Origin of the sequence: Pedobacter jeongneungensis (assembly GCF_000633455.1) — a bacterium.
Taxonomy (GTDB): domain Bacteria; phylum Bacteroidota; class Bacteroidia; order Sphingobacteriales; family Sphingobacteriaceae; genus Pedobacter; species Pedobacter jeongneungensis_A.
Genome location: NZ_AYMG01000008.1, coordinates 140,058 through 160,766, shown reverse-complemented (window position 1 = coordinate 160,766; position 20,709 = coordinate 140,058). Strand labels below are relative to the sequence as shown.

The 20,709-nt window shown below is 38.1% G+C and carries 22 protein-coding genes; 9 read left to right on the top strand and 13 right to left on the bottom strand.

Going from position 1 to position 20,709, the window contains the following annotated elements; translation table 11 throughout:
• Nucleotides 1–32 precede the first annotated feature (32 nt).
• The 5 genes from U859_RS0107145 to U859_RS0107120 all read right to left on the bottom strand — a co-directional run bounded on the left by U859_RS0107145 (nt 33) and on the right by U859_RS0107120 (nt 1,912).
• Nucleotides 33–416 carry a hypothetical protein gene (locus U859_RS0107145; RefSeq protein ID WP_025142729.1) on the bottom strand — a complete coding sequence of 128 codons (384 nt, stop codon included), beginning with the start codon at nt 414–416 and terminating at the stop codon, nt 33–35.
• Entirely contained in the window at nt 413–874 is a 462-nt protein-coding gene (locus tag U859_RS0107140) for a hypothetical protein (RefSeq protein ID WP_025142728.1), read from the bottom strand. Before U859_RS0107140 ends, U859_RS0107145 begins: the two co-directional genes overlap by 4 nt.
• On the bottom strand, nt 864–1,235 hold the full coding sequence (locus tag U859_RS0107135; RefSeq protein WP_162799889.1) for a hypothetical protein: 372 nt from the start codon (nt 1,233–1,235) through the stop codon (nt 864–866). Before U859_RS0107135 ends, U859_RS0107140 begins: the two co-directional genes overlap by 11 nt.
• Nucleotides 1,236–1,409: 174 nt before the next feature.
• Entirely contained in the window at nt 1,410–1,652 is a 243-nt protein-coding gene (locus U859_RS0107125) for a hypothetical protein (RefSeq protein ID WP_025142725.1), read from the bottom strand.
• A 2-nt stretch (nt 1,653–1,654) separates the two neighbouring features.
• Nucleotides 1,655–1,912: a hypothetical protein gene (locus U859_RS0107120; protein ID WP_025142724.1), complete on the bottom strand. Its 258-nt coding sequence runs from the start codon at nt 1,910–1,912 to the stop codon at nt 1,655–1,657.
• 171 nt (nt 1,913–2,083) lie between these two features.
• Between U859_RS0107120 and U859_RS0107115 the strand changes: the two genes are divergently transcribed.
• Entirely contained in the window at nt 2,084–2,431 is a 348-nt protein-coding gene (locus tag U859_RS0107115; protein WP_025142723.1) for a hypothetical protein, read from the top strand.
• 15 nt (nt 2,432–2,446) lie between these two features.
• On the top strand, nt 2,447–3,145 hold the full coding sequence (locus U859_RS0107110; protein WP_084153038.1) for an outer membrane beta-barrel protein: 699 nt from the start codon (nt 2,447–2,449) through the stop codon (nt 3,143–3,145).
• Between the two features lie 203 nt (nt 3,146–3,348).
• Here U859_RS0107110 and U859_RS32360 read toward each other — a convergent pair whose 3' ends face one another.
• Together U859_RS32360 and U859_RS32355 are read right to left on the bottom strand one after the other, a co-directional pair.
• Nucleotides 3,349–3,795 (bottom strand): winged helix-turn-helix domain-containing protein, encoded by a 447-nt coding sequence (locus U859_RS32360; protein WP_240183027.1) that lies wholly within the window; start codon nt 3,793–3,795, stop codon nt 3,349–3,351.
• A 217-nt stretch (nt 3,796–4,012) separates the two neighbouring features.
• Nucleotides 4,013–4,240, bottom strand: a complete 228-nt coding sequence (locus tag U859_RS32355) for a hypothetical protein (RefSeq protein WP_240183026.1) — start codon at nt 4,238–4,240, stop codon at nt 4,013–4,015.
• 102 nt (nt 4,241–4,342) lie between these two features.
• On the opposite strand from U859_RS32355, the gene U859_RS0107095 reads away from it, so the two are divergent.
• The 4 genes from U859_RS0107095 (at nt 4,343) to U859_RS0107080 (ending at nt 10,806) form a co-directional block, all read left to right on the top strand.
• Nucleotides 4,343–5,410 carry a two-component regulator propeller domain-containing protein gene (locus tag U859_RS0107095; protein WP_025142721.1) on the top strand — a complete coding sequence of 356 codons (1,068 nt, stop codon included), beginning with the start codon at nt 4,343–4,345 and terminating at the stop codon, nt 5,408–5,410.
• Between the two features lie 333 nt (nt 5,411–5,743).
• A complete protein-coding gene (locus tag U859_RS0107090) occupies nt 5,744–8,752 on the top strand; it encodes a SusC/RagA family TonB-linked outer membrane protein (protein WP_025142720.1) in 3,009 nt (1,002 codons plus the stop codon).
• Between the two features lie 21 nt (nt 8,753–8,773).
• Complete coding sequence (locus tag U859_RS0107085) at nt 8,774–10,198, top strand: RagB/SusD family nutrient uptake outer membrane protein (protein ID WP_025142719.1); 1,425 nt, start codon at nt 8,774–8,776, stop codon at nt 10,196–10,198.
• 173 nt (nt 10,199–10,371) lie between these two features.
• Nucleotides 10,372–10,806 carry a VOC family protein gene (locus tag U859_RS0107080; protein WP_025142718.1) on the top strand — a complete coding sequence of 145 codons (435 nt, stop codon included), beginning with the start codon at nt 10,372–10,374 and terminating at the stop codon, nt 10,804–10,806.
• Between the two features lie 124 nt (nt 10,807–10,930).
• Here the strand turns inward: U859_RS0107080 and U859_RS0107075 are convergent, their stop codons facing one another.
• The 4 genes from U859_RS0107075 to U859_RS0107060 all read right to left on the bottom strand — a co-directional run bounded on the left by U859_RS0107075 (nt 10,931) and on the right by U859_RS0107060 (nt 15,259).
• Nucleotides 10,931–12,331 carry a TolC family protein gene (locus U859_RS0107075; RefSeq protein WP_240183025.1) on the bottom strand — a complete coding sequence of 467 codons (1,401 nt, stop codon included), beginning with the start codon at nt 12,329–12,331 and terminating at the stop codon, nt 10,931–10,933.
• Between the two features lie 76 nt (nt 12,332–12,407).
• Nucleotides 12,408–13,772, bottom strand: a complete 1,365-nt coding sequence (locus U859_RS0107070) for an HlyD family secretion protein (protein WP_025142716.1) — start codon at nt 13,770–13,772, stop codon at nt 12,408–12,410.
• Nucleotides 13,765–14,769, bottom strand: a complete 1,005-nt coding sequence (locus U859_RS0107065) for an ABC transporter transmembrane domain-containing protein (RefSeq protein ID WP_025142715.1) — start codon at nt 14,767–14,769, stop codon at nt 13,765–13,767. Before U859_RS0107065 ends, U859_RS0107070 begins: the two co-directional genes overlap by 8 nt.
• Nucleotides 14,770–14,920: 151 nt before the next feature.
• Nucleotides 14,921–15,259: a hypothetical protein gene (locus U859_RS0107060; protein ID WP_162799888.1), complete on the bottom strand. Its 339-nt coding sequence runs from the start codon at nt 15,257–15,259 to the stop codon at nt 14,921–14,923.
• Nucleotides 15,260–15,589: 330 nt separating this feature from the next.
• On the opposite strand from U859_RS0107060, the gene U859_RS0107055 reads away from it, so the two are divergent.
• Nucleotides 15,590–15,793, top strand: coding sequence for a hypothetical protein (locus tag U859_RS0107055; protein ID WP_025142713.1), 204 nt, complete (start codon nt 15,590–15,592; stop codon nt 15,791–15,793).
• 141 nt (nt 15,794–15,934) lie between these two features.
• Here the strand turns inward: U859_RS0107055 and U859_RS0107050 are convergent, their stop codons facing one another.
• Nucleotides 15,935–16,753: a family 16 glycosylhydrolase gene (locus U859_RS0107050; RefSeq protein WP_025142712.1), complete on the bottom strand. Its 819-nt coding sequence runs from the start codon at nt 16,751–16,753 to the stop codon at nt 15,935–15,937.
• A 369-nt stretch (nt 16,754–17,122) separates the two neighbouring features.
• Between U859_RS0107050 and U859_RS0107045 the strand changes: the two genes are divergently transcribed.
• Together U859_RS0107045 and U859_RS0107040 are read left to right on the top strand one after the other, a co-directional pair.
• Nucleotides 17,123–17,590, top strand: coding sequence for a hypothetical protein (locus tag U859_RS0107045; protein WP_025142711.1), 468 nt, complete (start codon nt 17,123–17,125; stop codon nt 17,588–17,590).
• Nucleotides 17,591–17,635: 45 nt separating this feature from the next.
• On the top strand, nt 17,636–18,508 hold the full coding sequence (locus U859_RS0107040; protein ID WP_025142710.1) for a helix-turn-helix domain-containing protein: 873 nt from the start codon (nt 17,636–17,638) through the stop codon (nt 18,506–18,508).
• A gap of 1,067 nt (nt 18,509–19,575) precedes the next feature.
• Here the strand turns inward: U859_RS0107040 and U859_RS30955 are convergent.
• Nucleotides 19,576–20,472 carry an AraC family transcriptional regulator gene (locus tag U859_RS30955; RefSeq protein ID WP_025142709.1) on the bottom strand — a complete coding sequence of 299 codons (897 nt, stop codon included), beginning with the start codon at nt 20,470–20,472 and terminating at the stop codon, nt 19,576–19,578.
• Between the last annotated feature and the right edge of the window lie 237 nt (nt 20,473–20,709).

Sequence of the window (20,709 nt, the reverse complement as noted above, 5' to 3'; positions counted from 1 at the left end):
TCCATAGCAGCGCCGAGGAAGTAAAGTCGTTTTTATCCCTGAACAACAGCATCGATATTAGGTTTGAAAGCATTGAGGTGTAGGTTTAGATGGTAATCTTTGGTTAGTCTTTTTAAAACGATATAGGTAAAAGTCTCATTCAGCACATCGTTTCCATAAATGCTGAGCAGCTGTTCGATGGTCTCTCTCACACCGAAGCCGGTATCCAGGTAAGACATTGATTCTTTCATCTGGTTCAGCTTAAAATCTACAATGTGTACTATTTCTGCATCACCGCACCACTGATCATTTAAGGTAATATCATAGCGTTCACCCATTTTGTAACGATCATTTTTCAAACGGATAGTGCTGAAAGCTTCGCAAAAAAGTTTCCCGTTCCAATTGCGGAAAAAGTCTATCGGTTTGTTTGCGCTCATAAGAAAATCAGGTCATTGAACGACAAATACGCGGTAGAAAGCCCGCCAACCCATCCCATAGAAACTTCTACGCTCTCTTCGCCTATTCTATAAATTGTACAGTGATGTTCTCCGTTATTTAATACTATTTTACCGGCCATTACTGGGCAATTCTCGAACCTATAGTATTCTCCTTTTTTGGAAACTTTGAAAGGAATTCTTGCAAAAAAAATTTCCCTATTTGTCATCGTTCCGAATGTTATCATTTTAAACGGAACCTTTACTTCTGTAGGAGAGCCAAAAACAAGTGAATGCACAGTGAAGCTGTGGGGTGTTATTTTAGTGATCTTGGCATGAAAAACTTTCTGTCCTGATGTATTCAGATTGTACATTAGGTCATCTGCAAAACAGAAGACATTTTCGGGTAACTGGTTTAAAAAGAATGATTGACCAGCTATAAATTTTTCTCTATTTGTCATCTTCCAAAAAGTTTACATCGTTAAAACTCATTATGGTTGTAGGCCGGTTACCTGTTTTATATAAAAACCCCGTACCAAAAACAGCTAAAACCCCCAATTTATCTGCACCGCTCTCGTTAAGCACTACACAGTCTTTTTCTTCAAATCTGAAAACAATGTTTTCAAAGCAAATCGCATCCGAGGAAAGAGTAAAAGATTCACCATCGATGAACCGCTGCATACTACTTTTTCCATCGGTTATTTGAGTTGCGACGATCTGGCCGCGACTGTTCGTTTCAATTCTATAGTTTGGATCATTGCCAAAATCTTCTAAAATTTGTTTTTCTCGTTTAGTTAGAGTTCCCATTTGATGATTGATCAATGTTGTTAATTAAAATACTCGATAGTTCTGTTGTCACTTGCCTGTATTCGGCTCTTAACTGGCTTAAAGCAGCTGGATCATTCTGATTGAATTTTATTTGCGCCTCAAGCTGTAATTGCCTTTGTGAAAGTTTCCTGTACCTTGACTGGCTTTCTAAATATTCTGCCGGTGTCATCATTGCGGTACGATTAAAAATTCTGCAACCAGATCAATTTTTTGGCTTAACTCGACAAACTGGTTGTCTAATATTGTGGCTTTGCACATGTAGAACTGGTATTGTACATCTCGGACAGCATTTTTAGCCTTTGTTCTGGCCTGATCCCTAGCGGTTCTAATTTCATCCTGCTGACCCATCATTTGAAGTATTATTTCTTCCGCCTCCCAAGCATTAGAAATAGTTTTAGTTTGTTTGCTCATGATTAATTTGAGTTGGCCAACGATAGAGGGGAAAAAGAAGGCGGTTCATCTGCATTTTGCATTATCAAATCTTCAACTGGAACATCCAACCAAATCGCAAAGTCAGCTAATTCGGATAAAGTCATTTCCAATTTATTCTCGATAATCTTTTTGAAGCGCCAGGCATTTATACCTAGTTTTTCTAAAAGTTCTTTTGTGGGTTTAAATTCTTTAAAACCACGCTTATTCAGGATTTCTTTAACTGTGTTTTTGGAGTTCATTTTGTATATTTTTATTAGTAAATAATTAAATTCATTATGCTACTATAATTAAATAGTATTATCAAAACTAATAAATAATATTATTAAATAATGAAAATTAATAAGGTCAAATAATGTAATTAGTTATAACTAATTGATATACAGTAATAAAAAATATTAGAAATTTGCTAAATGGAGTTACATATAGGTCAAATAATCCAAAAGCAGGTTAAAATTAGCGCTCTCACAAACGCTGAATTTGCCCGTCAGATCGATAAATTCCCTCAGAATATTAAAGAAGTGTTTGGAAAAAAGTCTATCGATACAGATTTGTTGTATAAAATTTCAGTCGTTTTAAAACATAACTTTTTTACGTACTACACAGTACAGTTATCACAGCAATTAGATTTGCCACCGGATCGTAATTTTGTGCAGGATCAAGGCACATTCGTCAATAAAACGGCTAGAAAGCGCTTGACTATATCTTATGAAATCGACGATCCAAACATTACCACTCAAATATTAAATCTTATACAATAAATCCTTAATCCTTTTATGAAAATTAAATTATCGCTCTTAATGTGGCTTTGTTTAGCCCAAATTATTGTTTACGCACAAAAAAATAGCACTCTTAGTGTTAATGTTGGCGCGACTGTTCCCATCAATGACTTTGCAAGTAAAGATGCAAATAATGAGTTGGCAGGCTATGCTAAAACTGGTTATAGCATTTCAGTCAATTACGATTATAGACTTGTTAAAAATTTTGGACTCCAAGCTATGATAAAGCTGGACAATAACGATTTCAGCGAAGCTGATTCAAAAAAAATACTCGATTCCCAAACCGGTGCCAATTGGAATGTAGCTATTAAGAATTGGAACGCGACGGTATTTTTAGCTGGTATTTATTATGCGATTCCAATTTCAGATAAAACGGATTTTACAATTAGGGGCATGGCAGGAGCAACCAGTATAAAAGAGCCTGAGGCAACATGGACAACAAATGTAAATGGACAAAATTTTTATGTAAATAAAGCTGAAAAATCCACTACGGCATTTACATATCTGTTAGGAATTGGGGTAAAACATAGTTTGAACAGTAGTCTTTGTCTATTAGGAAACGTCGATTACAGCGATTCAAAGGCTGAATTTAACGGCGTAGTGTATTCTTCAAATTTTAGTACAGTACAACCTTCGACATCAAAAACTAAGTTAACAAAGGTTAATATAGGTGTTGGTTTAGGATATAAATTTTAGATGTTAAACACAGTTTACTGCAAAAGTTTTTGTAACGATCTGATTAACAATCAACAGTGTAATTAAATTTAGCCCAGGTGGGCCCACTGCTTTAAACCCCTTTAAGGATAACTTAGAGGGGTTTTTTGTTGCCAAAAAAGTGTGTTAAAGGCTATTTAAAGGCTGTTTTGACCATTGCTCAGTTCGTAGCGAGGAGATTCTTCTTAAGCGCTAATTTCAAGTTTATATCCTTTGCCACGTATCACAACAATTTTGATACTGGGATCAAATTCCAGTTTTTTTCTAAGTTTTGATATGAACATATCCAGACTGCGTCCTACAATCACACCTTCATCTTCCCATATCTCTTTTTGCAGCCTGCTTCTTTCTATGGTCTCATTGGGAGACAGCGCGAAAATGAGCAATAAACGAGATTCAGTTCCAGTTAAGTCTGTTGTTTTTTCATTAATGATCAGCTTCCTGTTCCTTGCATCAAACAGCGCCGAACCCAAAGAGACCATATTTTTATCCTGATCTTTAGTTAATGTTCTTCGCGGCTTAACCGATTTCAAAAATATAAAACCAACAAATGCTAAAAATGGCAGGCTCCCTAAAAGGTACCCACTCTTTGCTGTATTTATGCCCGTCGGTTTAAATTTAATGTTGATCATGTAATGCGCTTTAGGTTGTTTTCTCCCTATACAGGTTACAATATCGTCTTTCTTATTTTTGGATATAGCGTATCCATAGGTTACACTGGAGTTGGCAGAATTAATAACGTTAACAATGTAATCATCTGCGAGCGGGTCTTTCGCCAACAAACGCCGTGTAGTATTCACCAGGGAGGCAGATTGAAAAGTAAGCTCATTCTCAAACCTGATTTGATATTCATTCTCTGCGATCTTTTTTACCGGTAGTACCCTCGAAGTGCTGTCTCCTGACTGTAAAGAGTAGCTCATGTCCGATCCTGCGGAGCAAAACTTCCCTTCTGGCAGTAGCAAAGTCGCCGCCACTGTCTATACTGAAAGCCAGGCAGACTACAGAAATAAACGAGAGTAATATCAATCCGAGCAGGTATTTGCGTGTTCCGGAGAGGAGATTTCGGCTAAGATGCATAGTGTCAGGTTTTTATTTACAAAGTTTACATTTTTATTTACAATCCAAATTGCTCAGGCCGAAAAATATCAAGGTAATTTCGCTGAATCAATTAGATAAGATATGAAAAATAAAAGAAATGTTTTGTACAGCCTGATGATCATGCTGGCAGGAGTATGCTATTTTCCCGTACAGGCCCAACAAAAAAATGGCGCTCAGGATACCAATGAAACCAAAAAGGTATCCAGCTCTCATGGACCAAACAGCATCGTTCGTGCAATCAAACAAGATCGAAAGGGCAACATTTGGTTGACTTCAGGAGAGGGTGTTTTTAAATATGATGGAAAATCTTTTACTCATATTACAAGTAAAGTAAGTTCGGCCCGTTTTTTTTCTGTTTTAGAAGATAGAAAAGGAAATTTTTGGTTCGCCACCATTGGTTCCGGGGTTTATTACTACAATGGGAAGTCGTTTCGGAATTTTACGACCAAAGACGGGCTTGCCAGTGACCGGATTGGGAATATTTATGAAGATAAAACCGGTAATGTTTGGTTTGGCACTGAAAACGGAGCAAGCCGCTATGATGGAAAATCTTTTCAAAATTTTAAAATGATCGAAGCTGCCTCCTCCACACAGACTGACTCTGTCCATATTTCAGCTTACCAACACGCACTTCCAAAAGATAGTTGGATGCATAATGATGTTAATGTTATCATTGAAGACAAAACAGGAAAACTTTGGTTTGGTACAAGAGGTTATATCTCCGTTTATGATGGAAAGACATTTACAACAATAACCAATAAAGATGGAAAAGCTTTTGCAAATGTTCGTTCGATAATCAAGGATAAAAAAGGCAATATCTGGATTGGAGGAACCGATGGCCTTTGGCGTTATAACGGCAATATGTTTACCAATTTCACGCAGAAGTTTGTTGGCTATATCTACGAAGATAAAAAAGGCAATATTTGGACTAGTATGGAAAGTGCTAATGGCCAGGGTTGGGCACTTTCACGGTATGATGGAAAGTCTTTAGCTGATAAAAAGCCAGTTGTAACTGAAATAACAAATAAACCAATGATCTTTGGGATTTTAGAAGACAATGATGGAAATATTTGGTTTGGCGCTAATGGCTTGTATCGTTATGATGGAAAAACCATTACCGACTTTAAAAGTGAAGAGGGTCGGAAATAGTGATATTTAGCAATTTGAAGTGTTTAACTATAATTCTGTTACAGCTTTAATTATGGGATTAATTAAAGCCTTAAATATAGTGTTTAATGGTAACGATTCAGTTACTTGCATTATAATTTGGTATTGAAAAAGTTAGCATATAAAACCTGAAGTAAATCGTTTTAAGATTGATTTTATCCAAGGTTTAATTTGATTTATATTTTAGTAACAACAATTGATATGTCAGCATAAAGACATGGTTTTGTCATAAAACTTTAAAATTAGTTATAGGAAATATTAGGGGACAGTATATTTGTAGCCATATAATAATTAATCATCTAATCTTAAAAAACTATGAAAAAACGCTTACAAAGTTTGTTCATACTGTTGTTTTTTACCATATCGGTAATGGCACAGGAAAGGACAATCACGGGCACAGTTACTTCACAGGATGACAAATCGCCTATCCCCGGAGTTAACGTAAAAGTAAAAGGAACGCAGATCGGTGTAAGTACCGATGCTAACGGAAAATTTTCTATCAGCCTTCCTTCTTCTTCTTCAACTTTAGAATTTTCTTTTATTGGTTACACTACGCAGAGTAGGGCCGTTTCGGGTGCTGGCCCGCTTAACATTGTACTGGTTCCCGACTCTAAGTCTTTAAGCGATGTGGTGGTTACCGGTTATACTGTACAGAATAAAAAAGATGCAACGAGCGCAATTTCTAAGGTATCTGCAGATCAGTTTAAGGATACACCTGTTGCCGATCCTAATGAGCTTTTAAAAGGCCGTGTTACCGGTGTAGTGGTAACTTCAGGCTCAGGTCAGCCGGGAGCAGTACAATCTGTACGTATCCGAGGTATCAACTCTATTTCATCAGGTAATAACCCATTATATGTTATTGATGGTGTTGTTGTGGCCAGAGGTGATTTTAATACCGATACCAACAGTGATTTACAGGCGAGCAACCAGGTAACCCCGACAGATATCCTTTCCAATCTAAATCCCAATGATATTGAGAGTTTTGACGTTTTAAAGGATGCATCTGCCATCGCATTATATGGTGCACGCGGAGCCAATGGTGTAATTGTAATCACTACCAAAAAAGGAAAAATTGGCGCACCTGAATTTAATGTAAGAGCGCAGTATGGAAAAACCAAAGCCAATTTTGGCAATTTTAAGCTAATGGATGCCAGTCAGTTTTTAGCTTATGAAAAAATAGGTTTGAGTAATGCTGGAGTTGATGATGCTGATATACCAGGTAGTTTAACTGCTGCAGGTGGAAATTCCAACTTTAACTGGATGGATGCGGCCTTCAGGACGGGTACATCTTCAAATTTTGATATCTCTGCCCGTGGTGGAAATGAAGGTACAAAATACTATTTCTCAAGTGGTATAGGCAAATTAGATGGTACGCTGATTGGTTCCGGGATCAAAAAATATTCCCTTTTGTCGAACATCGAACAGAAAATAAACAGCCGCTTTACGATGGGTTTAAACTTAAACCTCTCTTATTCTGATGGGTTGACTTCTGCGGATGGAAGCCGTTATGGAAGCCCTATTTTAGGTTATATTGCCACAGCACCGATTCAATCGCCTTACAAACCGGATGGTTCATTATATAACGGTAGGGAATCAGGCTGGTTTGGATTGACAGGAGATAACTTTTTATACAATACACAATATAATTTTAACAGCAATAAAAACTTCAGGACGCTGGGTCGCTTATATGGTGATTTGAAGATTTTTGATTGGTTAAAATTATCAGAAAACCTGTCAGTAGACTGGATCAATGCAAAACAAAAGTTGTATCAGGATGCGCGTACCTCTGATGGTTTTGGTCAGAATGGATCATTATTTGATTCTGCTATTGATAACAAGTTATATACTACGCAAACCTCTTTGTCTGGAAGTTATGCACCAAACGCTGATCACTCTTTAACTTACCTGGCCATGCTGGAGTATTCCTTTAAAGAAAATGCGGGAGTTAGTGCAAATGGAAAGTCGATTATTGCAAATGATCGTTTCCGGTCGCTGAACGCTGCAATATTGCCAGTAAGTGTTGGTGGTAGTTCTTCAACACAGGCCATTTTATCTTACATTGGTAATGCTACCTATTCTTACCAATCGAAATATAACCTGAATGTGAGTTTACGCCGTGATGAAGCTTCAAATTTTAAAAACAATAAAGCCGAAACTTTTTACGCTGTAGGTGGTGCATGGAGAATTATCAACGAGGATTTTATGAAAGAGCAGAAGGTTTTGTCGAATGCAAAACTACGTGCAAGTTATGGTACATCAGGTAATTTAAGTGGTCTGCTTGATTTCGTTTCCTATACTTTGTGGACGCCTGTAAATTACAATGATAACCCGGGGTTAGCACCTTTTCAACTGGGTAATGATGATTTGCGTTGGGAAAAAACAAAGAGTTTTGATTTAGGTTTAGAACTTGGTTTTTTAAACAACCGCATTTCACTTGAAGCTGATTATTATAGCAAAAAAACAAACCAACAGTTATTCTCCCTGCCAATATCTTCAACCAGCGGTTTTATTACCATGCCGGTAAATATTGGCCAGGTGCAGAACAGGGGTTTTGAACTTGCGCTTAACACAGTCAACCTTGAAGGAGCAGTAAACTGGAAAACCAATTTTAACGTTTCCTTTAGTAAAAACAGGGTAAATGAAACCAAGGATGGTCAGGATCTGGTAATAGGCCAAAATATTACCAGGGTTGGTTTTCCTGTAGGCTCCTGGTACATGAGAGAATGGGCAGGTGTTGATCCGGCCAATGGTGATCCATTATGGTTTAAGGCTGATGGAACTACAACCAACAATTACAATCTTGCAGAACGCCGGATTATTGGTCAGGCTTTACCTAAATATACTTTCGGTTTAACCAACATTGTTAGTTATAAAGACCTGGAACTTTCATTCTTGTTTTATGGTGCTACAGGAAATATGATTTATAACCAGACCCGTAGTTTTGTAGAAAATACAGCTTATATCAACAGTGGTTTTAGCCACTCTGTGCAGGCAGGTGAAGATTTTTGGCAGAAACCTGGTGATAACGTTTCAAGACCAAAGCCAATTGCAGGTGGAAATAAAAATGAGTCATCCCCTTCGTCGAGATATTTAGAAAAGGGCGATTATTTACGCTTAAAAAATGTTAGGCTTTCCTATTCATTGCCATCGAGCATCCTTGGCAAAACCGGTATTAAAAAAATAACATTTTTCGGACAGGGAGAAAACCTTGTAACGTGGACAGGGTATACCGGAGTAGACCCTGAAACGGATGCGTCTGGAACTGAGTTTTTTAAATATCCCGTAGGAAAAATCTACACTTTTGGTTTAAACGCAACATTTTAAAGCACTTTAACTAAGAATATCATGAAAAAAATATATATCATAGCACTTTTCCTTTTTATTGGAAGTGCCTTCATGAGCTCTTGCAAGAAAGAGCTTAACCAACAACCAGACGGTGCATTACTTGATGAAACCGCCATTACCGATTTTCAGACTTTACAGGCTGCAACCATTGGCTGTTATAACACCATAGTGGATTTAAACTGGTATGGAAGAAATTATCCTACCATGCTTGAATTAAGAGGTTCAAATATGTTTATTGCTTCAGCTAATTCAAACCGTTTAACTGCCCCGTATCAATATAATTTTACAGTAGCCAATGCAGATGTTGCAAGTACCTGGAATACAATTTACAAGGCAATTGCAAGGGCAAATAATGTGATCACCAGATCTGGCATTGTAACTGATGGTACGCCTGAAGACAAGGCGCAGCTTATTGCGGAGGCAAAATTTGTAAGGGCATTGGCCTATTTTGATTTAACGCGTATTTTTGGCCAGCCATATCCGGTTAATAATGGTGCTTCTTTAAGTGTACCACTTATACTAAACCCTGGTATTACCCAACCAAAACGCAATACAGTGGCAGAGGTTTATGCTCAGGTAATTAAGGACCTTACCGAAGCAAAACCAAATTTACCAACTGATATTGTCAATAAATTCAGGGCATCAAGATTTGCCGCTTCAGCTTTACTTGCACGGGTTTACCTGTATAAAGGTGACGCAGCAAGTAATGCTTTAGCCATTGCAGAGGCCACCACTGTGATTAACGCAGGTTACACGATGACCACCGCATCAAGCTATGCCGGTACGATATTCTGGGCCAACCCGGGGCAGAATGAAGAGATTTTTACAGCAAAAATTTCCCAGTTCCAGGATTTGGGTTCTGATAATTATGGTCAGTTATATGTAAGCGAGCTTGGTGGTTATGGAGATATTCGTGTAAATCCTGCTTTTAGGAATAGTTATGCAGATGCTGACGTGCGTAAAACACAGGTGATTAAAACCGATGCAACCACTGATGATTACATTACCACTAAATTTTACAGACAGGATAATATTCCGGGATTGTACAGCCCTAAAATTTTACGTTTATCAGAAATGTATTTTATCCGGGCAGAAGCCAATGTGAAGCTAAATACCGCTACAGGTGCTGCCCCAGCTGACGATCTTTCTTCGGTACGTACCATGAGGGGATTGCCTGCCTATACCGGTACACCAACTCTTGCAAATGTTTTAACCGAGAAAAACTTCGAATTTGCTTTTGAAGGCCACCAATGGCAGGATAATTTTAGGAACGGTATCGTTACTGTACGCCCTCAGATTACAGGAGCGTTAAATAATAACAGTAGTTCGAATATTGCAATTAGCGATAACAAACAACTTTATCCTATTCCACAAAGGGAAGCAGATGCCAATCCAAATATTAAACCGAATAATCCCGGATATTAATATAAAAGGCTTCCTGATATAACACAGGTTGCCAAATTATTAGTTAGCTAAAAGGAGTAGAAAGCATTGTCTTTCTGCTCCTTTTTGTTTTTAAAAGGATATTGACAAGACTGATAAACTACATTATAAAAATCTGGCTTCCAATGATTAATTTAGTTTAAAAAATATATACCATGAGAGCAATTAATCCCTGGATCAATTTTAATGGCAATGCCGAAGAAGCGTTCAATTTTTACAGATCTGTTTTTGGTGGCGAGTTTACCAAAATTATCCGTTTTAAAGATTTATCAGGCCCCGATTTTCAGGTCGCCAACGATGAGGCCAATAAAATTATGTATATCGGCCTGCCACTTGGCAAAAACAATGTGTTAATAGCTAATGATGTTCCCGGGGTTTTAGGACCGGTAAGCGAGAATGAAAACCGGTCTAAAATATATGTAAATGCCGAAAGCAGGGAAGAAGCAGAGAAAATATTTAACGGATTGTCAGGAGGCGGAGAAGTAGAAGGGCCAATTGGCGAAAGTCCATGGGGTACCTATGCCGGAATGTTCAGAGATAAATATGGCATTGAATGGATTATAGAATTTGATCCGGATTATAACCGTTAAGCTGGACTCGTTATTTTGTTTACTCACGCATGTTTCAGGTATACATAGGCTAAAACGCAATTAAATAGGCTGTCCATTTTAAGACAGCCTATTTTCGTATATCAAACATCTTTTTTTAAGATATTTAATTCATTATTTCTCTTGTTCCTGCTTTATAATACAATTCTGCCAGTGTTTTCTGGTAACCCGCTACCATACTTTCCTGCTTAATTTTCATGTCTATCAGTTTAGTTTCCCTACTATTGATTAAAAAAAGCGTGCTTTCGCCCAGGCCAAACTTCTGGTTCTCTCCATTTACCAGGATCTGCTGGTTTTCGATGCTTTTAACCTGTACAGCGAGCTGTGCAGCATAAGCGGAGAGATCGTTATATGAAGTAATTACATTGTTCCTGATTGCTCTTCCATATTGCTTAATGTCATAATCAAGCTCCAATTGTTTGATCTTCACTTCACGCAGTTTGCCACGTTCTGATCGAAGGAAAAGTGGAAAAGCGAACTCTATACCGAACTTATAATTGCTCCAGTTAAAATCGTAATATCCGGGTACATTGCTGTTAAAACCGGTACGGTTCGAAATCAGGTTACCAATTAAATTGAGCTTAGGTTTTAACAGTTCCTGACGGTAACTTTTCTCAATCGCCAGTTGTTCACCTTTGCTTTTCAGTTTTAAAAGTTCAGGATGTTGATTAGCCGCCTGGCCCAAAAGTGTATCCAATAATAAGGGATTAGGGCGACCAATGGCTAAAGTTGTATTTTGTGGAATAGCTTCAACTGGTAGCTCCAACGGGTTGCCTTCGTTATTCCAAAGGTGGTTAGAGAGGATCAGCCTGGCATTTTGAAGCTCAATAGCCGTTTTTTCCTTTTGTATCATCCGTTCCTGTACCGTAATGTAGGCCTCAACAGAATCGATAACGGGTTTGTCGCCAATTAGCGTTTGTGCACTCAGCGCTTTGAACCTGCGTTGTGCCAGGTCCAGTCCTTCGTTTACCAGTTCAAATTGTTTGTGGGCATAATACCAGTTCCAATAGTCCTTCACTATTCCATACCAAACGCCATTGATTTCTTTCAGCTGATCAGCCTCTGCATATTCAACCATTATTTTAGATTGGCGGAGGGTACTTCTCCGTGCATCGATAATTAGTCCCTGTCCTAAAGGAATACTCAAACCGATGGCAGTTAAACCCTGCTGGCCAGTTCGGTTTTCGGGATTGATGTAGTTGCCCACATTGCGGTCGTAGCCCAATTTAAGATCTGCTCCGGCAAGCCAAAGCGGAATTTTCAATTCACTGTTCCATTTGTTATAATATTCGGTATCACCAAATAATTTTCTGCTGAAACCCGCCTTTAATGCCGGATCAAAATAACCTAATGACTGCAATACTTTTGCCCTTGCAGATTCACTCAATAGTGCAGCCTGTTTGATCACCGGATGATACCTGAAAACCATTTGTTGCAGGTCTTCAAGGCTGAAAATTTTTCCGCTATCTATATTTTTTCTTGCAACAGGATCTTGTGCAAAGCTCATCCTAACAGATAGCAATATTAAGACGAGTACAATTAATATTTTTTTAAAAGACATATTCATTTTACAACCTCCATAGCTATTTTTTGTCTTTCGTGTTCGTTGAAGGTTCCTTATCCAAACTTGGCGGAAAACCGTTCAATTGGCGCCATATTTCATACCAAAGGGGTACCGATCGAAGGATAATCCTTCCATAAACGCCTGAGCCCTGTCTTAATTGAGGTGGCCAGGGTTCATCTTTAGTTGGGACTGGATTGGTTTGGCTAACTAAAAGACGGTATTTTCCTCCTGTACTGCTGGTGCGGTCGATGGAAAATACTTTGCCTGCAAAAGTACCTACTGCTACCGAGGGCCATCCTGAAAACTGTACTGATGGCCAACCTTCAAATTGCAAACGCACATCGCTGGTGTCTAATATTAAAGGAACATCCATTGCACTTACATAAAGTTCTGCAGCAACCATTGGCGATTTTGGCTGCAATGTAGCTACCGATTCTCCTTCTTTGATGTTCTCGCCGATACCTGCTTTTAAGGTTTTAACGATGAAGCCACTTTGAGGTGCCCTCACCACATAGAGGCCACGCCTGATGCTGAGGTTTGAAATATCATTACGTAATTTTGCAATATCTCCCTGTGCACTAGCCTTGCCGGATATGGCCGAACTCATATCTGATTGTGCTTTTGACATCGATTCCTGGTATTTTGCCCTGATATTATCGAGCTCAATGGAAGCATTTAATAAGTTCTGTGCAGAGTTATTCAATTTATTCCGCTGACTGATCACTTTGGCGTTATCTTCCTGTAGTTTAAGTCGGCGCGTTTCAATATCAGTTAGCGAGAAAAGCCCGTTTTTGTAACCCGTTTCATACCTTTCTAAACGCACTTTTGTGGTTTCATAAAATTTTTGGACTGCCAATAGTTCCGCACTATCGATGCTTACATAGTTTCTGGCTTGTAATACTTTGTTTTCGGCCGCTTTCATCTGAAAATGCAAGCCATCGGTAAGTGCTTTCATTTGCGCCCTTGTTGCGTCTATTTTCTGTCCCGCAGCGGTCTCATTGCCTCTTTTGGCATCGAGTTGCTCGTTTAGGCGTGTAGGGAGTTCAGGGTCAAAATAAGATTGGCTGGTTTCCGAAATCAAGAGTATGGTATCGCCTTTTTTCACTTCCTGTCCTTCCCGCACGGCCCAATGCTCAATACGTCCACCAATCTGGTTCTGTACCGTTTGAGGCCGATCTTCAGGCCTAAGTGCAGTTACGGTGCCGCGTCCGGGTATGGTTTGGCGGTAGGGAAGGAATAACAATAGCACAAAAAACGCCATGATAAACAGTAGGATTCTACCCAGTCTTTTCGGACCTTTGGCATTTATAATTTTACTGTTGGCGTGTACCGAAAGTGATTCCCAGTTTTGGAGTTGAGCCAAGTTGTTTCCTGTGTTAGCCATGGTTAATTTCTCCTTCCTCCAACTCCAGGTCGGTTACTATAGCAAGCTTTTCGCTTCCCGTAATCATGTCAAACACGGTATTCAGGTTGGTCATCAGTTTTTCAATGGCATAGCTGATCTGCACGATAATTACCTCAGCGGCTACAAACTGTCCAAAAGTCATTTGTCGCTCTACAACAAAATAAGAGCCTAAAAGCAATAGTGCGCCCATCAATATGGTACGCATGGCCACCGCACTGATGAAAAACTTTTTCAAAATGCCGAAATGGTCGTTACGGGCCTGTATGTAGTTTGCTGTGATTTTATCCGTCCGTTCAATAATCTCTTTTCTCTTGGTATTGCTCTGTCTGTAGGTATCCAGATCTGAAGCGATTTCTTCAAGGTAAGCAACCACTTCATATTTATAGCCCGATTCTTCAATACTTGTTTCTACGCCACGGCGGTAATATAAAACAAGGATCAAGGCGATTACAATCAGCACAAATGTGCCAAAGGCCATAAAAACGGGGTGATAAAAAGAAAGCAGTATTACGCTAAAAAATATCAATACGGCTGCGGCAACGATATCAACCAGTAGTTTGGTCAAGCCTTTTTGTATGGTGAGGATATCAAAAAAACGATTGACAAGCTCAGTAGGATTCTCTCCCTCAAGTGCTTTCTTTTTAATTCTTGGCAAACGGAAAGCAAATTCGAGGGCAGCCTTTGTAAAAATCTTCTGCTCAAGAAATTCGACCAGGGTTAATTGACCGATAAGCAGTAAACCACCCACAACAATACCAACCAGAATGACTGCAATTAGGATGTAGGTGGAACTGTACATCGCTCCGTTAGAGAGCAGGTTGAAAACGGCACTTGTTCCAAGCGGAAGCGAAAGACCAATTAAGCCAATTAATATGGCATAAACATAAATGTAGTTGATGGTTTTGCGTTCGAGGTGAAGCATAAGCACCAATCTTTGCCATGGCGAACGGGCGCCGGCAGCGTGATGATTTTTCATTAATAATTAATTCAGCGATATAAATTATGGCCCAGTGGTGTGGAATAATTTAACTGGTGGATAAATGTGGTGTAATTGTGAGTCTATAATATCTCCATTAACACAGCATAAAGCATGTTTAAAGGCGTTTTTAATGTTTACTCAGCCGTTGTTAAGAAAGTGCATCAGGGGGTGGGGTGGGAACATTCTTCGCCGGGAAATTGCAAAGGCCAAAGTGATAGGTGTATTTATTAGCAGGAGATTGGTCTGCCGGAAAAGAGTTTAAACATGCTGCCGGTGATGAATCGCAGATCAACAGTTTTTTCTTTAGTTTATCAAAAGACTCTTCTTCTTTTCCTTTATTTTCCTCGCTACTTTTTTCTATTGCATAGGTATGATCAGGAGATAAGAATGTAGCCAGAGAGAATGCAAAAAATTTCGTTGCAAGCAGGCCTAGTATCAACAGGCCAAAAATGTTTTTCCACAATTTTTTTCTCAGGTAATTCATCATCTGTAAGACAAATATATGGCGGGAAAACAATGATTAACTTATCAATAGGGTAGATTATGCCATTTTTTTAAAAGCCTGACATAAATTTTATACTAGGATTAAAACGGGATTAGAAAAGAATGGATAAAGCTTAATTTTACAATACACATGCATATTGCAATTGCCTGTCTTGTTTGTTTAGTAAATCCAGATCGTCATTTCTGTACATGTTTTTTAACCGATTGAGCTACGATTATTTTTCTTTTATATTTTCCTCTATAAAATTGAAAAAGATAAAATAAGGCATTAGCTTTAGCTCTTATTGTGGAATGTTATTAAGTAATAAAAAAGATGAAATTTGAAGTTTTATTGAATACTAATATAGTATGGGAAAAGCATACATCTAATGAGAGATTCTTATATACAGAACAAGATGATCAAATCATTTTATTAAGAATTAATAACTTTCCCGATGAACCACTTTTTTCCGTAATAAATGGACTTGACATTTTAGACATTGAGGATAGACCAGAAGGATGGCATTTAAAATGGTAAAGACTTATTTGTTTCGATCAGTTATTCCGAATAAAGAATTAGTGGAAGAATTTTTGTTGAAAATAATCACAATAAAAAGAGACTGATCATAGGCACGACGCTACAGTCTCTTTTTATTATTTCTTAGAACTATTTAAATCACTAAGTAATATTATACACCCTCACATAATCTACATTCATACTGGTTGGCAAAGCAGCATCGTTAATCGTTTGTCCGGCGAGGTTTCCTCCGACAGCCATATTAAAAATGATAAAAAACGGTTTATGAAATTCGTCGGTACCATTGATGTTATTGGTGGTGTTGCCTGTTGCATATAAATTACCATCTACATACCATCTGATGCCGGTCGAAGTCCATTCTACCGCATAAACATGGTAATCGCCGGGAGTAGTGGTGGTATTATTGCTATAATAAACATAGCCATTATTGTCCCAGTGGATGGTGCCTAAAATAGAATTACTCGTATTTACATGTTCCATAATGTCTATTTCGCCGCATTTTGGCCATCCCACAGTTCCTATGTTGCTGCCTAGCATCCAGAATGCAGGCCAGGTACCCTGAACCATGGGCAGTTTCATCCGTGCTTCGATCCGGCCATATTTGATGGAGAATTTTCCGTTGGTGTTAATCCTGCCCGAAGTATAAGGTTGGCCGCCTACCGATTGCTTTCGGGCGGTAATAATCAGGTTGCCGCCGCTAACACTCACATTACTGGTTTGATAATATTGTTTTTCGTTATTTACACCCAGGTTTCCGTTTTCATAATTCCATTTAGATGCATTTAAGCTATTGCCATCAAATTCATCCTGCCACACTAGTGTTAAGGCTCTTGGTGTTGCAGTTTCATCTTTGGGGATAGCAGTTTCGTTTTTCTCGCTCTTTTTGCAGGATGAAACCAGCAGAGTAAACAGCAGCATTGCGCCTGCCATTTTTTTTAAATAATTAAGTTGTTTTCTCATAATTTGGTTAATAATTGATTAGGGATTTAATATTTGGTTAAAAATTGATCTGATTAGGATGGTAATGGCTATTCTGTTGAAATCTTTATATTAATTTGTTGTATTTGTTTAATTACTGTTTTGTATTTTTTATTTATAATAAATCCTGTCTATATAAGCTCTTAATGAAAAAATATAGTTGTATCGGGTGATTTTAAACTTGTTGGTGTTATTAAAGTTGTTAGTATTAATACTACAATGTATGTAATTAAAATTACAAATCAAAATCTGTCATCTTCGCATTTGATTAAGTAAATAGTACCATTAATAAGTTGATTGACACAATTAGATGTGTTTGTTTGTTTCTACCTTTGATAAACGATATTTTTTATGGAAAACAGCACCAATAATCGATTTTCAGATTTGAAATTAAGTCAGGAAAAGCATACTGTATCGCAATGGAGTGGTTTTATTCACTCTAAATGTCCAAGATGCAGAATGGGTTCGGTTTTTACCGGAGCAGTATATGGATTGAAAATTCAAAGAATGAACGAAGTGTGTAGTGTATGTGCTTTAAAATTTGAGCGCGAGCCAGGTTATTTTTATGTTTCGATGTTTGTGAGTTATGCGATGAATGTGGCCGAAATTATTTCGATAAGTGTAGGAGCATATATTTTGGGACTTGATATCGTATATGAAAATTTATGGTATTTCGTTTTAGCGATATTTGCGGGTGTAGCTATACTTTCTCCGTTTAACTACCGCTATTCAAGAATGGTATTACTTTATTGGCTTTCCCCTGGATTGCATTACGATCCTTCACGCATTGTAGAAAATCATGCGAAAACAAGCCAGTAAGTTTGAGCAGGTTTCTTAAATGAGTAGATTCGCAATAAATTTGCGATGAAAAAACTCATACCCATTTTAGATTCTTGCACCCTAACGGATAATAAACGGGCTGATATTTTGGTCGACCGGTTGCAGAACTATTTGGATAAACACCGTAATCTCGTTTTCCCTCACCGGCATAAGTTCTATCATTTTGTGCTTTTTACTTCAGGTACAGGCAGCCATTCCATCGATTTTAATACCTATAGTGTAGCACCCTGGCAAATTTATTTTATGTCGCCAGGCCAGGTGCATACCTGGGAATTCGATGCAGGGGTTGATGGTTATATCGTGAATTTTGAACGAGATTTTTTTCAGTCTTTTTTACTGAAACCTGATTATCTGGACAGTTTTTCCTTTTTTACCGGGACCGATCATTCAAACGTAAAAGAGCTCCCAGCTGAAATTAGAAATGACGCTGAGGTAATCTGCAAGCAATTGTATGCCCAGGTAAATGATCCTTTACATAAAAATATAGATTTTCAGAAAGTATTGCTGCTATCATTGCTGATGCTGGTTGAAGAGCATTCGCCGGCGATGCAAGCAAAACAGTTTCAAACACATAATATGGTGGTGTTACGCAGTTTTCAGAACCTCGTTGAAGAGCATTATCTATTGAAAAGATTGCCTAAAGATTATGCCGAAATGCTCCACCTTACACCAAATCATTTAAATGCCATCTGTAAAGAACTGATCGGTACACAGGCAGGAGAAGTAATCAGGGAACGTATTTTACTCGAAGCTAAACGCCTTTTAGTGAGTGGTGAGGTCAATATTTCTCAGATCGCCAACGAACTCAATTTTAATGACAATTCGTATTTTACAAAATTCTTTAAAAAGTACACAGGCTTAACCCCAGAGCAATTTAAAAAAGAGCATTCAGCGTAGTATTTTTTACTAATAATTTTATCGGGCAAAACTCTTCACTCGTTTCGTCATCCTCAACTTGATTGGGGATCTTAACGCTTAGCAGTACGCTTTAAGATTCCCACCTGCGTGGGAAAGACGAATTTATATTAGATTACTTCACTCGTTTCGTCATCCTCAACTTGATTGGGGATCTTAACGCTTAGCAGTACGCTTTAAGATTCCCACCTGCGTGGGAAAGACGAATTTATATTAGATTACTTCACTCGTTACGTCATCCCAATTCGATTGGGGATCTTAACGATTAGCAATACGCTTTAAGATTCCCACTTGCGTGGGAAAGACGAATTTATATTAGATTACTTAACTCGTTCGTCATCCCAATTCGATTGGGGATCTTAACGCTTAGCAATACGCTTTAAGATTCCCACCTGCGTGGGAAAGACGAATTTATATTAGATTACTTCACTCGTTTCGTCATCCTCAACTTGATTGGGGATCTTAACGCTTAGCAGTACGCTTTAAGATTCCCACCTGCGTGGGAAAGACGAATTTATATTAGATTACTTCACTCGTTACGTCATCCCAATTCGATTGGGGATCTTAACGCTTAGCAATACGCTTTAAGATTCTCACCTGCGTGGGAAAGACGAATTTATATTAGATTACTTAACTCATTCGTCATCCCAATTCGATTGGGATCTTAACGATTAGCAATACGCTTTAAGATTCCCACTTGCGTGGGAAAGACGAATTTATATTAGATTACTTAACTCGTTCGTCATCCCAATTCGATTGGGGATCTTAACGCTTAGCAGTACGCTTTAAGATTCCCACCTGCGTGGGAAAGACGAATTTATATTAGATTACTTCACTCATTTCGTCATCCCAATTCGATTGGAGGTCTTAATGCCAAGCAGTACGCTTTAAGATTCCCACTTGCGTGGGAAAGACGAATTTATATTAGATTTCTTCACTCGTTACGTCATCCTCAACTTGATTGGGGATCTTAATGCCTTGGTAATTGGTTCGCTAAGCAATTCGAAATTCCGGCATGCCCAGGAATCACTAACTTCTCATCAGTTAACCTAAACCGCAATATTATTCGACATTTTATACTCAGAAGGAGTAACTCCTGTCTGTTTTTTAAAGTATTTGCCAAAGAACGAAGAATTGCTAAAGCGCAGTTCTATCGCAACTTCTGAGATATTCATTACGTGGCTGGTTAACAGTAATTTGGCTTCCCTGATTACCATTTCATCAATAATCTCTCCAGCCGTTCTGTCTGTAACCTGTTTTACTACCTGCGATAAATGTCTGGGCGTAATGCGCAGGCAATTGGCATAATATATTACCCGTTTTTCTTTTTTGAAATTTTCCGATACCAATGCTAAAAACCGGTTCGTTAGTTCCGTGCGGCTGTTATGAACAAACGGAGTAGGATTTTTCTGTTTGTTTTTAAGGAGGAAAATATCATAAAGAAGTTCCAGAAAGCTGTTGTGCACTATATTTTTAATCTGTGGAGTATCTTTCGAAACATTAAGTTTCTTATGGAGCGCCAGCATATCGTAATAGATAAAGTTATATTCCTCTTTTGATAATGAAAATTTATGTGACTGAATATCTTTCGACATCCGGTATGTTTCGCCGCTGTTAAAAAATACACCCTTGTTTTTGAGGTAACTTTTATTAAAATGGATGCTTATAAATGAAACGCTGCTGTTATCTATAATCTCATAAACAGAGTGAGGCAAAACCAGCAAAATATCCCTGTGGTTGAGTACATAATCTTCAAAATTGATCTTAATGTTGAGCTTACCTTTAGTAATCAGGATTAAGGCATAACTCGATACGCGGAAGGGCTCCGAGCTGCAATAATGTGGATCATTGCTGTTGTGGATTTTCGCCATCAGGCCATCGTTTAATGAAAGCGCTTCCTCATGATTTTTTTCTGAAAAAGTTTTATTAAGTAAAGTCTGTTGCATAAAATCGTTCAGCGTTTTTTAATAATTTCTTAACAGATACGATCATCTTTTACACACCAATTCCAGCCATCTTTTTTCGGATGGATTTCGCCCTTTATCTGTCGGATTTTGTACTGGCAAATGTAGTGTTCGCGATCATTTTTGCAAGCTAAAATTTTTAAAATGACTAATTTCTGATTGATTTTAATGTTTTTGATTAATAAATTAATGTTTTGTATATGGTTTAAAAACAGCTAT

Coding starts and splice junctions, on each gene's coding strand:
- U859_RS0107145 (WP_025142729.1), bottom strand. CDS start 416: ATGAGCGCAAACAAACCGATAGACTTTTTCCGCAATTGGAACGGGAAA.
- U859_RS0107140 (WP_025142728.1), bottom strand. CDS start 874: ATGACAAATAGAGAAAAATTTATAGCTGGTCAATCATTCTTTTTAAAC.
- U859_RS0107125 (WP_025142725.1), bottom strand. CDS start 1,652: ATGAGCAAACAAACTAAAACTATTTCTAATGCTTGGGAGGCGGAAGAA.
- U859_RS0107120 (WP_025142724.1), bottom strand. CDS start 1,912: ATGAACTCCAAAAACACAGTTAAAGAAATCCTGAATAAGCGTGGTTTT.
- U859_RS0107115 (WP_025142723.1), top strand. CDS start 2,084: ATGGAGTTACATATAGGTCAAATAATCCAAAAGCAGGTTAAAATTAGC.
- U859_RS0107110 (WP_084153038.1), top strand. CDS start 2,447: ATGAAAATTAAATTATCGCTCTTAATGTGGCTTTGTTTAGCCCAAATT.
- U859_RS32360 (WP_240183027.1), bottom strand. CDS start 3,795: ATGATCAACATTAAATTTAAACCGACGGGCATAAATACAGCAAAGAGT.
- U859_RS32355 (WP_240183026.1), bottom strand. CDS start 4,240: ATGCATCTTAGCCGAAATCTCCTCTCCGGAACACGCAAATACCTGCTC.
- U859_RS0107095 (WP_025142721.1), top strand. CDS start 4,343: ATGAAAAATAAAAGAAATGTTTTGTACAGCCTGATGATCATGCTGGCA.
- U859_RS0107090 (WP_025142720.1), top strand. CDS start 5,744: ATGAAAAAACGCTTACAAAGTTTGTTCATACTGTTGTTTTTTACCATA.
- U859_RS0107085 (WP_025142719.1), top strand. CDS start 8,774: ATGAAAAAAATATATATCATAGCACTTTTCCTTTTTATTGGAAGTGCC.
- U859_RS0107080 (WP_025142718.1), top strand. CDS start 10,372: ATGAGAGCAATTAATCCCTGGATCAATTTTAATGGCAATGCCGAAGAA.
- U859_RS0107075 (WP_240183025.1), bottom strand. CDS start 12,331: ATGAGCTTTGCACAAGATCCTGTTGCAAGAAAAAATATAGATAGCGGA.
- U859_RS0107070 (WP_025142716.1), bottom strand. CDS start 13,772: ATGGCTAACACAGGAAACAACTTGGCTCAACTCCAAAACTGGGAATCA.
- U859_RS0107065 (WP_025142715.1), bottom strand. CDS start 14,769: ATGAAAAATCATCACGCTGCCGGCGCCCGTTCGCCATGGCAAAGATTG.
- U859_RS0107060 (WP_162799888.1), bottom strand. CDS start 15,259: ATGATGAATTACCTGAGAAAAAAATTGTGGAAAAACATTTTTGGCCTG.
- U859_RS0107055 (WP_025142713.1), top strand. CDS start 15,590: ATGAAATTTGAAGTTTTATTGAATACTAATATAGTATGGGAAAAGCAT.
- U859_RS0107050 (WP_025142712.1), bottom strand. CDS start 16,753: ATGAGAAAACAACTTAATTATTTAAAAAAAATGGCAGGCGCAATGCTG.
- U859_RS0107045 (WP_025142711.1), top strand. CDS start 17,123: ATGGAAAACAGCACCAATAATCGATTTTCAGATTTGAAATTAAGTCAG.
- U859_RS0107040 (WP_025142710.1), top strand. CDS start 17,636: ATGAAAAAACTCATACCCATTTTAGATTCTTGCACCCTAACGGATAAT.
- U859_RS30955 (WP_025142709.1), bottom strand. CDS start 20,472: ATGCAACAGACTTTACTTAATAAAACTTTTTCAGAAAAAAATCATGAG.